The organism is Bordetella ansorpii, from assembly GCF_900078705.1.
Taxonomy (GTDB): domain Bacteria; phylum Pseudomonadota; class Gammaproteobacteria; order Burkholderiales; family Burkholderiaceae_B; genus Bordetella; species Bordetella ansorpii_A.
Map to the genome: position 1 here is coordinate 1 of NZ_FKIF01000006.1, position 13594 is coordinate 13594.

Below are 13594 nucleotides of genomic sequence, written 5' to 3' on the forward strand. Positions count from 1 at the left end.
TACGCGGCCGTGAAGGAATGCCATCCCGCGCTGCTCGCCACCCTGGCCCTGCATGGCCGCGTACAGCCGCTGTGCGGCGCGGACAACATGCTGATGGATCATTTCCTGGCCGGCGGCACGGGCGCCATCCCGGCGGCGGCACACTTGTTTCCCGAGCGTTTCGTGGCCATGATGCACGCCGCGCGCACGGGCGACGCCGCGCGGGCCGAGGCGCTGTTCGCCCCCCTGCGCAAGCTGATCCGGCTGCTGTTCACGGAACCCAATCCCGCGCCCTTGAAGCGCGCGCTGTCGATGCGGGGATTGATCGTCGACGAACTGCGAGCGCCCATGATGCCGGCCAGCGCCGCACTGACGGCAAGGCTCGCCCGCGCGATGCAGCGGGTCGAAGAGGCCCCCTCGCAACGGCTGGCGGCCTGACCATTCCAACGGCCAAGGCAGGCGGCCTCGCGCCCTTGGCTGGCCTGAAAAAAACCGGATACAATCATGGGCTGGGTGTCTGCTGCATTCTGCGGCAGGCAGGTTCATGCGTCGGTCGGGCCGCCACGCGGAGTTTTCTCGACCATGCACGCCCCCACCCCGCGGCAGCCCTTGCCGCGCGCCCAGGTCTTGGCCGAACGCGCCTTCGCCACCCTCGAACGTTTCCTGCACATCGAAGCCGCCAGCGGCATCGTGCTGGTCATTGCCGCGGCCGTCGCGCTGATCTGGGCCAATTCCTCGCTGTCCGACAGCTATCACCATCTCTGGCACCTGCCGGTCTCCATCGGACTGGGGGATTCCACGTTTTCGCAATCGCTGCACTTCTGGATCAACGACGGGCTGATGACGTTGTTCTTCCTGGTCGTGGGCATGGAGATCCGCCGCGAGATCCATGAAGGAGCGCTCAGCGACCTGAAGCAGGCGGGCCTGCCGATCATGGCGGCGCTGGGCGGCGTGGCCGTGCCGGCGCTGATCTACGTGGGCGTGAATGGCGATCCGTCAGGGCTGCGGGGCTGGGCCGTTCCCACCGCCACCGACATCGCCTTCGCGGTCGGCGTGCTGGCGCTGCTGGGCAAATCGATTCCGGCCAATGTCCGCGTCTTCCTGCTGGCCCTGGCGATCATCGACGACATTGTCGCCGTGCTGATCATTGCCGTGTTCTATTCGGGCGGCCTCGACTACCAGGGCTTCCTCGTCGCGGGACTGGGCCTGCTGATGGTGCTGGCGTTCCAGCGCATCGGCCTGGGCTCCGCCTACGCTTACCTGCTTCCCGGCGCGATCACGTGGACGGGCCTGCTGATGACCGGCGCGCATCCCACACTGGCGGGCGTGGTGCTGGGCATGATGACGCCGGTCGTGGCGCGGCCCATGCGCGAGCGCCCGCTGGACCTGCTGGGCAGCGCCGCCGAGACGCTGCGTGGCTCGCATGACCCCCACCACCTGGCGGGACCATTGAAGCAGGTGCGCCTGGCCCAGCGCGAAATGCTGCCGCCCGTCACCCGCGTACAGATGGCGCTGCATCCCTGGGTCGCCTACGGCATCATGCCCGTGTTCGCCCTTGCCAATGCCGGCGTCAGCCTGCAGGGCGTGGACCTGTCCGCCCCGGGCCCGCAATGGATCGTGGCCGGCGTCGCGCTGGCGCTGGTGCTGGGCAAGCCGCTGGGCGTGATCGGCATGAGCTGGCTCGCGGTCCGGCTGGGCTGGTGCCGCCTGCCGCCCGGCGTCTCCTGGAGCGGCATCGCGCTGGTCGGCATGCTGGCGGGTATCGGCTTCACGATGTCCATCTTCATCGCCATGCTGGCCTTCGACGATCCCGTGTTGCTGGGCGCGGCCAAGCTCGGCGTGCTGGCGGGATCGCTGGTGTCGGCGGTGCTGGGCCTGGCATGGGGCATGATGTATCGTCGTGGGCTGCGGACTGGCTAGCGGGCGCCATGCGCACGGCGGCCGGGGCGCGCCTTGCTGGCCCGCCTGCCCCGTGGGGCATGGCGCGGCCGGCTCGCGCCCGATCCTGGCCAGCGTGTCTGCGCGGGCACGCCGCCTGCGGGGCCACTGCCTGCCAAAGACACCACGAGGAACCTCACCATGACGGACATCACCCACGACACATCGGCCAGCCGTTTCGAATGCACGGTCGACGGGCACCTGTGCATGCTGGACTACCAGTTGGATGATGGCGTGATGACGATCACCCACACGGGCGTGCCGCCGGCCGTCGGCGGGCGGGGCATCGCCGCCGACCTGACGCGCGTGGCGCTGGATACGGCGCGTGGGCAGCACTGGCGGGTGCGCCCGCTTTGCTCGTACGCCGCCGTGTACATGCGGCGTCATCCCGAGTACGCCGATCTGGTCGCCTGACGCCTTCGGCCCACGGCCCACGGCCTTTCCGCGGCCTGGAACACAGACCCGCGGCCCTGGCGGCCAAGCCCGCCGGATTACCCCGCCACGCCGTCCGGGCAAGTGCCGGGACATCTCGGCTTCATGCCAAAATGTCCGCGTGAAAGCTGCCCCCTTCTCTCCCGCCGCGCCCTGCCCCTGCGACAGCAAACTTCCCTATGCGGGCTGCTGCGGCCGCTGGCACCACGGTCCCACGCTCTTGCAGGCGCCCGACGCGGAATCCCTGATGCGCTCGCGCTACAGCGCCTTCGTGCTGGATCGGCTGGATTACCTGCGCCAGACCTGGCATCCGGACACCCGGCCGGCCGATCTGGCGCCCAATCCGCCAAATCTCAAGTGGCTGGGCCTGCAGGTACGCCGGCACGAGCAGCAGGATGACGATCACGCCATTGTCGAATTCGTGGCGCGCTGCCGGCAGGACGGCCGGGCGTCGCGCCTGCACGAGACCAGCCGCTTCGTCCGACAGGACGGGCGGTGGCTGTACGTAGACGGCGATCTGCACACCTAGCGTCTGGCCAACGCCCCTTCCTCGGACCCTGACTTCCATGAAAGCACTCTCCGACTTCCCCATCACGCAAAAGTGGCCGGCCCAGCACCCGGGCCGCATCCAGCTCTATTCGCTGCCCACGCCCAACGGCGTGAAGGTGTCGATCATGCTGGAAGAAACCGGCCTGCCCTACGAGGCGCACAAGGTCGACTTCGGCAGCAACGACCAGTTGACACCCGAGTTCCTGTCGCTGAGTCCGAACAACAAGATTCCGGCCATCCTGGATCCCGACGGTCCCGACGGCCGCCCGCTGCCGCTGTTCGAATCCGGCGCCATCCTGGTCTACCTGGCCGCCAAGAGCGGGCAGTTCATGCCGCAGGACGTCGCCGCCCGCTATGAAACCCTGCAATGGGTGATGTTCCAGATGGGCGGCATCGGCCCCATGTTTGGCCAACTGGGCTTTTTCCATAAGTTCGCCGGCAAGGACTACGAAGACAAGCGTCCCCGCGACCGCTACGTCGCCGAGTCCAGGCGCCTGCTGGGCGTGCTGGACAAGCACCTGCAAGACCGCGACTGGATCATGGGCGGCGACTACACCATCGCCGACATCGCCACCTTCCCGTGGATCCGCAACCTGATCGGTTTCTACGGCGCGGGCGATCTGGTCGAATTCGATCGGTTCGCCAACGTGCGCCGCGTGCTGGACGCCTTCGTGGCCCGCCCCGCGGTCGAACGCGGCCTGGCCATTCCGGGCTGAGGCCGGTCATTCGGGTTTATCGCGCGGCGCATGTCTTGGTCGCCACGCCATGCCGCCGCTGTAAATAAAAAGAGCCGCCTTCTCGCGAAGGCGGCTTTGAGATGGGTGCCCCGGCCCTGCTCAGGCGAGGCGAACCCTGCAGTCGCAGTTGCACTTAGAAGCGGTGACGCAGGCCCACGCCGACGGTCAGCATCTTGTCGCCGTCGACAAATGCCGCAGCGTCGTTGTACGAGCCGAAGGCGTACAGGTTGGTACGCTTGGACAGGTCGTAGGTGTAGCCCAGGCTATAGACGTTCATCGTTTCCAGGCCCTTGTTCGGGTCGGCGCGCTGCCACGAACCGAAGACGCTGCTGGCGCCGCCGATCGGGGCGCTCAAACCAACCATGTACGAGTTGATCTTCAGGTCTTTCCAGGTGAACGAATCGTTGGTGTCGCCTTGGCCGGTGGCCGGGGTGTTCGGGTTGCCCAGGCCGCCCATCAGGTCGTAGCCTTGGCCGATCATGACGCCATCACGGCTGCGGCCATAAGCCAGCGACAGCTTGACGACCTCGAAGTCATAGGCGGCGCCGAGAATGAACTGGTCGGGCGACGGCTGGTTGGGCTTGAGCATCTGCTTGTCGTAGGTGAAGACGACTTGCAGCGGGCCGCCGCTATAGCGCACGCCGGTCGTGATGGCGCGGTTGTTTTCTTTGGTGGCGAACTGCGAGCCGCGCTCGACGTCATCGAACGAGAAGGAATAGCCTGCGCCGAATTGGAAACCCCCGAACGACGGGCTCTGGTACGTGACCATGTTGTCGTAGCGGACGGTATTGGCGGCGCTGAAGGCCGTACCCATCGAAGCCGTCCAGAAATCGGTGCCGAACGGGTCGATATTGCCGAACCAGTCGGAAGCGATATTCGTATTGCGGCCCAGATCCAGCGAACCCCAGGCCTCATTGGACAGGCCGAGCGTGGCGCGGCGGCCAAACAGGCGGCCCGCCTGTTCGCGATTGCCGTTATTGGCGGAGAAGCCATTTTCGAGCACGAAATTGGCTTGCGTACCGTTGCCCAGATCTTCGACGCCACGCAGGCCGAAGCGCGAACCGCTCTGGTTGCCGCTGTTCATGCCGATGCGGGAGTGGTAATCACCGCCATATTCGGGACGGTTGCCGTCGCTGGTACCGACCTTGCCGCGTTGATACACAATCCCCAGATCGACCAGGCCATACAGCGTCACCGAAGTCTCGGCGGCGGCGGTGCCGGCCATCGCGGCCATCAGGGCACCCGCAAACAGGGTTTTTGTAAGTTTCATCGCACTGTTCCACATGAGGTTCGAAGAGAATTCAGCAGACCGAAATCCGCGCACCCCTCAAAGCCTAGGGACATGGCTGGAAACCACTACAACCCAACTATTCAAAACGAAACTGGATAATTCAAGGGGCCGCCCTAGAAAGGTGCGGCCCCTGCCATAGAGAGATGACTACGAGATATTACGGTTACGTTTACACGTTATCTTGCACTGCAAAATTGGCGTTTAAACAACACCGGCAATACCGCGAAAGTTGCCATGTCCTCAAACTTCGCGGAATTGCATGTTGTAGAGCGAGGCATACAAGCCCCCGTGCGCCAGCAGTTCGGCGTGGGTGCCCTGCTCGGCGATGCAGCCGGCATCCAGCACGATGATGCGGTCCGCGTTCTGCACCGTGGACAGGCGATGCGCGATGACCAGCGTGCTGCGGCCCTGCATCAGGCGCTCCAGCGACGATTGCACCTGCCGCTCGGATTCGTTGTCCAGCGCCGAGGTGGCTTCGTCCAGGATCAGCACCGGCGCATTCTTGATCAGGGCGCGCGCGATTGCCAGGCGTTGCCGCTGGCCGCCGGACAGGCGCGCCGCCTTCTCGCCCACCGGCGACTGCAGGCCGTCGGGCAGCGACTCCACGAATTCCAGCAGATTGGCGTCCTTCAGGGCCTCGCGGATGCGCGCCTCGTCGGCCTCGTCCAGGGCGCCGTAACCCACGTTGGCCGCGATGGTGTCGTCGAACATCATCACGTCCTGGCTGACCAGCGACAGGTTGGCGCGCAACGAATGCAGCGAGACGTCGCTCAGCGGCACGCCGTCGATCAGGATCTCGCCCGAGGTCGGCGACACGAAACGCGGCAACATGTTGGCGATCGTGGTCTTGCCGCTGCCGGACCGGCCCACCAGGGCCACCGTCTGGCCCGGCTCGATGCGGAACGACACGCTGCTGACCGTATCGCGCTCGGCATCGGGGAAGCGATGCGACACCTCGCGAAACTCGATGGCGCCGCGCACGGGCTGGGCCAACTGGCGCGTGCCGGCATCCGTCTCGGGCACCTGGTCGATCAGGGTGAACACGCTTTCGGCGGCCACCAGCATCTTCTGCATCTTGCCGGCCACGTTGGTCAGGCGCTTGATGGGGTCGAAGATCTGGGCCAGCGCGGTGATGAACGACGCAAAGCTGCCCACCGTCAGGGCGCCGCTCTGGGCCTGGCTCAGCGCCACGGCGATGACCACGCCCAGCGCCACCGAGACGAACAGCTGGGTGATGGGCGTGAGGGCGGCGTCGGCCGTGGCCGTGCGCATGGCAAAACGGCGCAGGCGTGAGCTGACGAACTCGAAACGCTTGCGCTCCGTGGCATAGCCGTCGAACAGCTTGATGACGCGCTGGCCATCGATGCCTTCGCTGACCACCCGGGTCAGTTCGGCGTTCATGTTGACGGTTTCGCGGCTGATGCGGCGCAGGCGGCGGATGAAGGCGCGCATCACCAGGATGCAGACCGGCATGATGACCAGCACGATCGCCGTCAGCGCCCACGACATGTACAGCAGTACGCAGATCAGCGCGATGACGACCAGGGTTTCCTTGATCAGCGTGGTGATGACCTCGGTGGCATAGCTGGTGACGTTGCCCGCGTCCACCGTGAAACGGTTGAGCAGGCGGCCGGTGTCGCCCCGCTTGAAATCGGCGTCGGGCAGGCGCAACAGGCGATCGAACATGTCGCCGCGCAGTTGCAGCAACACCTTGTTCGCCACCCAGGCCAGCAGGTAGTCGCTGAAGAAGCTGGTGATGCCGCGCACCATGATGAGCGCGACCACGGCAACGGGAATCGCCCAGATGTAGTAGGGTTTGGCGCCCGAAAAACCGTCGTCCAGCAACGGCTTCATGATGACGGCCAGCAAGGGTTGCGTACCCGCGGCCACCGCCATCAGCAGCAACGTCAACACCAGCCGCTTCCAATGGGAACCGACCCGGCTGTAGATGCGCTTCCAGAGTGTGGCGCGTACCGGCTCGCTGCCGGCGGGCGCGTAGCGCGAAGCAGAAGTCAAAGCAAACTCGCTTTAATACAATTGTGCGGCGATTGTACCGGCCCGGCGGGGCGCGGACGGCACACTCTGTTCCTTTTCCCCAACGCGCCCCGGCGCCCATCCATGACCGAGATTTCCTGTCTGTACCTGAGATTGCCCAATTGGGTGGGCGATGTCTGCATGAGTCTGCCCAGCCTGCGGCTGTTGCAGGCAACCGGAGTTCCCCTGGTGCTGTGCGCCCGCCCCTGGGCCCGCGACCTGCTGGCGGGCGTTTCCGGGCAGGACTTCCTGCCCATGTCGGGCAAGTGGAAGATCGACCGGGCCGCCGTGGCGGCCCACCGCCGCGGCCTGGGCGCCCGGGCGCGCGATGCCCGCGGGCTGCTGCTGCCCGACTCGCTGTCCAGCGCGGCGGTATTCCGGCTGGCGGGCGTGGCCAGCGCCGGCTACCGCGACGATGGCCGCAGCGTGCTGCTGCGCTGGCCGGTGGCCAAGCCCACCGCCCCGCTGCACGCCGTGCAATCCTGGTATCACCTGGCACGCACGGCCCTGGGGCGGTGGAACCTCCCGCAGGGCCCCGCCGACCCCGGACCGGCCCTGGACCTTCCCCTGACCGACGCGCACCGGCAGGCCGCCCAGGCAGCGCTGCACGGCAGCGGACTGGCGGGGCGGCCGCTCGTGCTGATCGCCCCCACCGCCACCGGCCTGCACCGCGGACGCGTCAAGGTCTGGCCGGAATTCGACACCCTCACCCGCGCCCTGCAGGCGGACGGCCATGCCGTGGCGATGTGCCCGCCGCCCGCGGAGGCCGAGCAGGCGCGCCGCAATGCGCCCACCGCCCAGGTGCTGCCCCCCCTGTCGCTGGGCGCCTTCGCCGCGCTGGCCCGGCAGGCCGCGCTGGTCGTGTGCAACGACTCGGGCGTGTCGCACGTCGCCGCCGCCGTCGGCGCTCGCCAACTGACGCTGTTCGGCGTCACCCAGCCCGCGCGCACCGGTCCGTGGTCGCCCACGGCCTCGTGCCTGGGCTCGGAGGGGAACTGGCCAGCCCCCGACGAGGTCCGAATCCAGGTCCTGCGCCTGCTCGCAGGCGCCTGAGCAGATAAGATTGCGCCCATGACTATGTCGACGTTTCTCGCCAACCTGATCATTCCCCTGAATCTGTGCCTGACACTGGTGGCGCTCGGACTGGTGCTGGGCCTGTTCCGCGGCGTGCGCCGGGCCGGCGTGGCGCTGGCCGCGGCAGGCGTCATCTGGGCAGCCGCCTGGTCCCTGCCCGCCACCTCGGTCTGGCTGGGCGGCGCGCTGGAGCAGCGCTATCCCTATCAGTCCGCCGCGCAGATGCCCGAAGCCGACGCCATCGTGGTCCTGGGCGGCAACACCGCCAATGGCCGCGCCAACTGGTTCCTGCCCTATGACCGCGACAAGGCGGTGGTGCGGGTGGACACCGCCACCGACCTGTACCGCGCCGGCCGCGCGCCCAAGGTGGTGCTGTCGGGCGGCGCCCTGGAAGGCGACGTCAGCGAGGCCCAGGGCATGGCGCACCAGATGCGCCAGAGCGGCGTTCCCGAACAGGCCCTTATCCTGGAAAACGCCAGCCGCACCACCTACGAGAATGCGGCGCTGACGGAAGAGACCCTGAAGCAGCACGAGATCCACAAGGTCCTGCTGGTCACCTCGGCGCTGCACATGCCGCGCGCCATGGCGGCGTTCTCCAAGCAAGGCGTGGAAGCCATCGCCGCCCCCGCCCCGCCACAAATCCTGTTGCCGGCCGATGGCTCGGTCGAACCCTGGATTCCCAATGAACGCGCCTTCGATGCCAGCCGTTCGATCATCAAGGAGTACGCGGGCCTGTTCGTCTACTGGCTGCGCGGGTGGGTGTAGGACGCGCCATGCAAGACACGAAAGGCGACGCGCTCGCCTGCAGGCTGGGCTGCGGCGCCTGCTGCATCGCCCCGTCGATCACCAGCCCGATCCCGGGCATGCCCCACGGAAAACCCGCGGGCGTCCGATGCATACAGCTGGGAGAAGACAATCTGTGCCTGGTCTTCGGCAAGCCCGAGCGCCCCGATTTCTGCGGCGGCCTGCAGCCGTCCCCGGACATGTGCGGGGCTAACCGCGAGCACGCCATCGCCTGGCTGGCGGACCTGGAACGCGCAACCGCGCCCGCGTGATCGACGGGCGCTCGCCGCCGCCGATGGCCGTGTCAGTCAGCGCGAGCGGCCGGGACGCGCCACGGGCCACGACCCCGCAAAAAACAAAACCCCGGCAGGAGAACCTGCCAGGGTTTCAGGGAATGGCTTCGAGCGATCAGGCAGGCGGCAAGCCTGCCCGGTTCCTCCGGTCCATCAGCCCAGGGTGGCCAGCGCCGCGTTCAGCGTCTGGCTGGGACGCATGGCCTTGTTCACCAGTTCGGTGTTCGGACGGTAGTAGCCGCCGATCTCGATCGCCTGGCCCTGGTTGCCGCCCAGTTCGGCCACGATCTTGGCTTCGTTGTCGGTCAGGGTCTTGGCCAGTCCGGTGAACTGCGCCTGCAGTTCCTTGTCTTCGGTCTGGGCGACCAGCGCCTGGGCCCAGTACAGGGCCAGGTAGAAGTGGCTGCCGCGGTTGTCCAGGCCGCCGACCTTGCGGTCCGGCGACTTGTTCTCGTCGAGGAACTTGCCCGTGGCTTCGTCCAGCGTCCTGGCCAGGGTCTTGGCGCGGGCGTTGTTCGAGACGTTGCCGAGGTGTTCGAGCGAAGCGGCCAGGGCCAGGAACTCGCCCAGCGAATCCCAGCGCAGGAAACCTTCTTCCACGAACTGCTGGACGTGCTTCGGCGCGGAACCGCCGGCGCCCGTTTCGAACAGGCCGCCACCGGCCATCAGCGGCACGATCGACAGCATCTTGGCGCTGGTGCCCAGTTCCATGATGGGGAACAGGTCGGTCAGGTAGTCGCGCAGCACGTTGCCGGTGACCGAGATCGTGTCCTTGCCGGCACGGATGCGTTCCAGCGAGAACTTGGTGGCCTCGACCGGGCTCAGGATGCGCAGGTCCAGGCCGCTGGTGTCGTGGTCCTTCAGGTACTTCTCGACCTTGGCGATGATCTGGGCGTCGTGGGCACGGTTCTTGTCCAGCCAGAACACGGCCGGCGTGTTGGACAGGCGGGCGCGGTTGACGGCCAGCTTGACCCAATCCTGCACCGGGGCATCCTTGGTCTGGCACATGCGCCACAGGTCGCCGGCCTCGACCGGCTGCTCCAGCAGCACAGCGCCCGACTCGTCCAGCACGCGCACCACGCCGTCGGCGGCGATCTGGAAGGTCTTGTCGTGCGAACCGTATTCCTCGGCGGCTTGCGCCATCAGGCCCACGTTGGGCACGCTGCCCATCGTGACCGGGTCGAACGCGCCGTTCTTCTTGCAGTCTTCGATGACGGCCTGGTAGACGCCGGCGTAGCAGCGGTCGGGAATGACGGCCTTGGTGTCGTACAGCTTGCCGTCCGGACCCCACATGCAGCCCGATTCGCGGATCATGGCGGGCATCGAGGCATCGACGATGACGTCGCTGGGCACGTGCAGGTTGGTGATGCCCTTGTCGGAGTTCACCATGGCCAGTTGCGGACGATTGGCGTATTCGGCCTGGATGTCGGCCTCGATCTCGGCGCGCTTGTCGGCCGGCAGATCGCCCAGGCGGGCGTACAGGTCGCCGATGCCGTTGTTGGGATCGAAGCCGATCTGCTTCAGGGCGTCGGCATGCTTGGCCAGCACGTCGGCGTAGAACACCGAGACGACCTGGCCGAAGATGATGGGGTCGGAGACCTTCATCATCGTGGCCTTCAGGTGCACCGAGAACAGCACGTTCTTGGCCTTCGCGTCGGCGACCTGGGCTTCCAGGAAGCTGCGCAGGGCCTTCTTGCTCATCACGGCGGCGTCGATGATCTCGCCGGCCTTGACAGGGGTCTTTTCCTTCAGCACGGTCTTGGCGCCGTCGGCGGCCGTGAATTCGATCTTCACGTTGCCGGCGTTGGCCACCAGGGCCGACTTCTCGCTGCCGTAGAAGTCGCCGCCCGACATGTGGGCCACGTGCGACTTCGAATCAGCCGACCAGGCGCCCATCTTGTGGGGGTGCTTGCGGGCGTAGTTCTTGACCGACAGCGGCGCGCGTCGGTCGGAGTTGCCCTCGCGCAGGACCGGGTTCACGGCGCTGCCCTTGATCTTGTCGTAACGGGCCTTGATGCTCTTGGCTTCGGGCGTGTCGGGCTCGTCGAAGTACTCGGGCAGCATGTAGCCCTGCTGGCGCAGTTCCTTGATCGCGGCCTTCAACTGCGGGATCGAGGCGCTGATGTTGGGCAGCTTGATGATGTTGGCTTCGGGCTTGGTGGCCAGTTGGCCCAGCTCGGCCAGCGCATCGGGAATCTTCTGCGTGTCGTTCAGGAATTCCGGGAAGGCGGCGATGATGCGGCCGGACAGCGAGATGTCGCGCGTTTCGACGCCGATACCCGACGACCGGGTGTAGGCCTCGACGATGGGCAGCAGCGAGTACGTCGCCAGCGCGGGCGCCTCGTCGGTGAGGGTATAGATGATCTTCGATGCAGTGGACATGTTCTTGGCTTACCTTGATGGATCAGGAAAAGCGGCCGCCCGTCCCGCCGGATGGCGCAGCCCGGGAATTCAGGTCTTATATAAGACCTTCAATTATGCAGCAATTCGCCCGGAAACGCTCGGGTCTGGATGGAGCGGTAAAAAAATCGCCCCACGCCACGCCTCGGGCCTGCTGCCGCCCGAAGGCCGGAAAGGCCGCGCCGCCGGGACGCGACCCCATTTCTACCCCGCCAGCGATGTCAGCGGAATGACATCACATGTTATCGACCATCGCCCGCCCGAATCCCGAGCAGGACACCTGGTTCGCGCCCTCGAGCAGGCGCGCGAAGTCATAGGTGACGGTCTTGGTCTTGAAGGTCTTCTCCATGCTGGAGATGATCAGGTCGGCGGCCTCGGTCCAGCCCATGTGGCGCAACATCATCTCGGCGGACAGGATTTCCGAGCCGGGATTCACATAATCCTTGCCGGCGTACTTGTGCGCGGTGCCATGGGTGGCCTCGAACATGGCCACGCTGTCGGACACGTTGGCGCCCGGGGCGATCCCCACGCCGCCCACCTGGGCCGACACGGCATCGGAGAGGTAGTCGCCGTTCTGGTTCAGGGTGGCGATCACGTCGAATTCGGCCGGACGCAGCAGGCTGCGCTGCATGAAGGCGTCGGCATAGACGTCCTTGATCAGCACGTCGCGGCCCGTGCGCGGGTTCTTCAGACGACACCACGGGCCGCCGTCGATCACCGTGGCGCCGAACTCTTCGCGCGCCAGGGCATAGCCCCAGTCGCGGAAGCCGCCCTCGGTGAACTGCATCAGGTTGCCCTTGTGAACCAGCGTGACGGAGGAGCGGTCGTGGTCCAGCGCGTACTGGATCGCCTTGCGCACCAGGCGCTGCGTGCCCTGGCGCGACACCGGCTTGATGCCGATGGCCGACGTCTCGGGGAAGCGGATCTTCTTCACGCCCAGCTTGTCCTGCAGGAAGCCGATGAGCTGCCGGGCCTGCTCCGACTCGGCCTTGTACTCGATGCCCGCGTACAGGTCTTCGGAGTTTTCGCGGAAGATGACCATGTTGGTCTTCTCGGGCTGCCGCACGGGCGAAGGCACGCCATGGAAATAACGCACCGGCCGCACACACGCGTACAGGTCGAGCTGCTGGCGCAGCGCCACGTTCAGCGAGCGGATGCCGCCGCTGGTGGGCACGGCCAGCGGCCCCTTGAACGAGACCACGTAGTCGCGGACGATCCGCAGCGTCTCTTCGGGCAGCCAGGTGTCGGCGCCATAGACGCGCGTGGCCTTCTCGCCGGCATAGACTTCCATCCAGTGGATCTGGCGGCCGCCGCCGTAGGCCTTCTTCACGGCGGCGTCGACGACGTGGATCATCACGGGCGTGATGTCGGCGCCGGTGCCATCGCCTTCGATGTAGGGAATGACGACCTGATCCGGGACGGCCAGCGCGCCATCCGCGCCGACGGTGATCTTCCCGCCCTCGGCGGGAACCTTGACGTGTTGGTAAGACATGGATGCTCCAGGGCGGAATCCAGCCATTCTATCTCGCCCTGTGGGCGGCCCGGGCCGTCGCCGCCCGGCCCGATGCGGCGCCGTGCAAACCGAGGGCGTAAAATGCACATTCCCTGACCGCATTGCCCGGCGCCCGGCGCCGGTCGGACCTCCCGATGTTCAATCCTTCCCGCGAACAGGTTCGCGAATTCTTCATCCAATCCTGGCGCAAGCACCGCGCCAACGAAGTGCTGACGCCGCTGGAAGCCATGGCGCTGGACTGGATGATCGAACACCCCGAATACCACGCCGACCTGGAAAGCCCCGGCGCGATGGAAGAGGAATACCCGGTCGAGAAAGGCCGCACCAATCCCTTCCTGCACCTGTCGATGCACCTGGCCATCGCCGAGCAACTGTCCATCGACCACCCGCGCGGCATCCGGACGGCCTACCAGCAGTTGGTGGCGCGCAGCGATGCCCACCAGGCCGCCCACGACATCATGGACTGTCTGGGACAGGTCGTCTGGGAAGCGCAGCGCCTGGGCACGCCGCTGGACAGCGACGCGTATATCGAGCTGATCCGGCAACGGGCCGGCAAATAAGCAAGTCGGCT

13 protein-coding genes are annotated in these 13594 nt (G+C 66.6%); 9 read left to right on the top strand and 4 right to left on the bottom strand.

Annotated elements, in window-relative coordinates:
• The 5 genes from A6745_RS10320 to A6745_RS10340 form a co-directional block, all read left to right on the top strand.
• The coding region (locus A6745_RS10320; protein ID WP_197488134.1) for a dihydrodipicolinate synthase family protein at positions 1 to 417 on the top strand (417 nt) is incomplete at its 5' end.
• 144 nt (positions 418 to 561) lie between these two features.
• The gene (nhaA, locus tag A6745_RS10325; protein WP_066126629.1) at positions 562 to 1899 is read left to right on the top strand and encodes a Na+/H+ antiporter NhaA; all 1338 of its coding nucleotides are present in this window, start codon (positions 562 to 564) and stop codon (positions 1897 to 1899) included.
• Between the two features lie 159 nt (positions 1900 to 2058).
• Positions 2059 to 2331: a GNAT family N-acetyltransferase gene (locus tag A6745_RS10330; RefSeq protein WP_066126631.1), complete on the top strand. Its 273-nt coding sequence runs from the start codon at positions 2059 to 2061 to the stop codon at positions 2329 to 2331.
• Between the two features lie 139 nt (positions 2332 to 2470).
• Positions 2471 to 2878 (top strand): YchJ family protein, encoded by a 408-nt coding sequence (locus tag A6745_RS10335; RefSeq protein WP_066126634.1) that lies wholly within the window; start codon positions 2471 to 2473, stop codon positions 2876 to 2878.
• Positions 2879 to 2915: 37 nt separating this feature from the next.
• On the top strand, positions 2916 to 3614 hold the full coding sequence (locus tag A6745_RS10340) for a glutathione S-transferase N-terminal domain-containing protein (RefSeq protein WP_066126636.1): 699 nt from the start codon (positions 2916 to 2918) through the stop codon (positions 3612 to 3614).
• A gap of 154 nt (positions 3615 to 3768) precedes the next feature.
• Here A6745_RS10340 and A6745_RS10345 read toward each other — a convergent pair whose 3' ends face one another.
• Together A6745_RS10345 and msbA are read right to left on the bottom strand one after the other, a co-directional pair.
• Positions 3769 to 4905, bottom strand: coding sequence for a porin (locus tag A6745_RS10345; protein ID WP_066126639.1), 1137 nt, complete (start codon positions 4903 to 4905; stop codon positions 3769 to 3771).
• Positions 4906 to 5166: 261 nt separating this feature from the next.
• Positions 5167 to 6942, bottom strand: coding sequence for a lipid A export permease/ATP-binding protein MsbA (gene msbA / locus A6745_RS10350; protein WP_066126641.1), 1776 nt, complete (start codon positions 6940 to 6942; stop codon positions 5167 to 5169).
• 102 nt (positions 6943 to 7044) lie between these two features.
• On the opposite strand from msbA, the gene A6745_RS10355 reads away from it, so the two are divergent.
• Genes A6745_RS10355 through A6745_RS10365 form a run of 3 tightly spaced genes read left to right on the top strand, consistent with a single transcriptional unit; the run spans position 7045 to position 9089 of the window.
• Positions 7045 to 8013, top strand: coding sequence for a glycosyltransferase family 9 protein (locus tag A6745_RS10355; protein WP_066126643.1), 969 nt, complete (start codon positions 7045 to 7047; stop codon positions 8011 to 8013).
• A gap of 18 nt (positions 8014 to 8031) precedes the next feature.
• Positions 8032 to 8799: a YdcF family protein gene (locus tag A6745_RS10360; protein ID WP_066126645.1), complete on the top strand. Its 768-nt coding sequence runs from the start codon at positions 8032 to 8034 to the stop codon at positions 8797 to 8799.
• Positions 8800 to 8807: 8 nt separating this feature from the next.
• Positions 8808 to 9089 carry a YkgJ family cysteine cluster protein gene (locus A6745_RS10365; RefSeq protein WP_066126647.1) on the top strand — a complete coding sequence of 94 codons (282 nt, stop codon included), beginning with the start codon at positions 8808 to 8810 and terminating at the stop codon, positions 9087 to 9089.
• A 174-nt stretch (positions 9090 to 9263) separates the two neighbouring features.
• Here A6745_RS10365 and A6745_RS10370 read toward each other — a convergent pair whose 3' ends face one another.
• Together A6745_RS10370 and icd are read right to left on the bottom strand one after the other, a co-directional pair.
• Positions 9264 to 11492, bottom strand: a complete 2229-nt coding sequence (locus A6745_RS10370) for an NADP-dependent isocitrate dehydrogenase (protein ID WP_066126650.1) — start codon at positions 11490 to 11492, stop codon at positions 9264 to 9266.
• Positions 11493 to 11745: 253 nt separating this feature from the next.
• Positions 11746 to 13002, bottom strand: a complete 1257-nt coding sequence (icd, locus tag A6745_RS10375; protein ID WP_066126652.1) for an NADP-dependent isocitrate dehydrogenase — start codon at positions 13000 to 13002, stop codon at positions 11746 to 11748.
• 155 nt (positions 13003 to 13157) lie between these two features.
• Here icd and A6745_RS10380 point away from each other — a divergent pair, with 155 nt between their 5' ends.
• Positions 13158 to 13583, top strand: coding sequence for a DUF1841 family protein (locus A6745_RS10380; protein ID WP_066126655.1), 426 nt, complete (start codon positions 13158 to 13160; stop codon positions 13581 to 13583).
• Positions 13584 to 13594 lie beyond the last annotated feature (11 nt).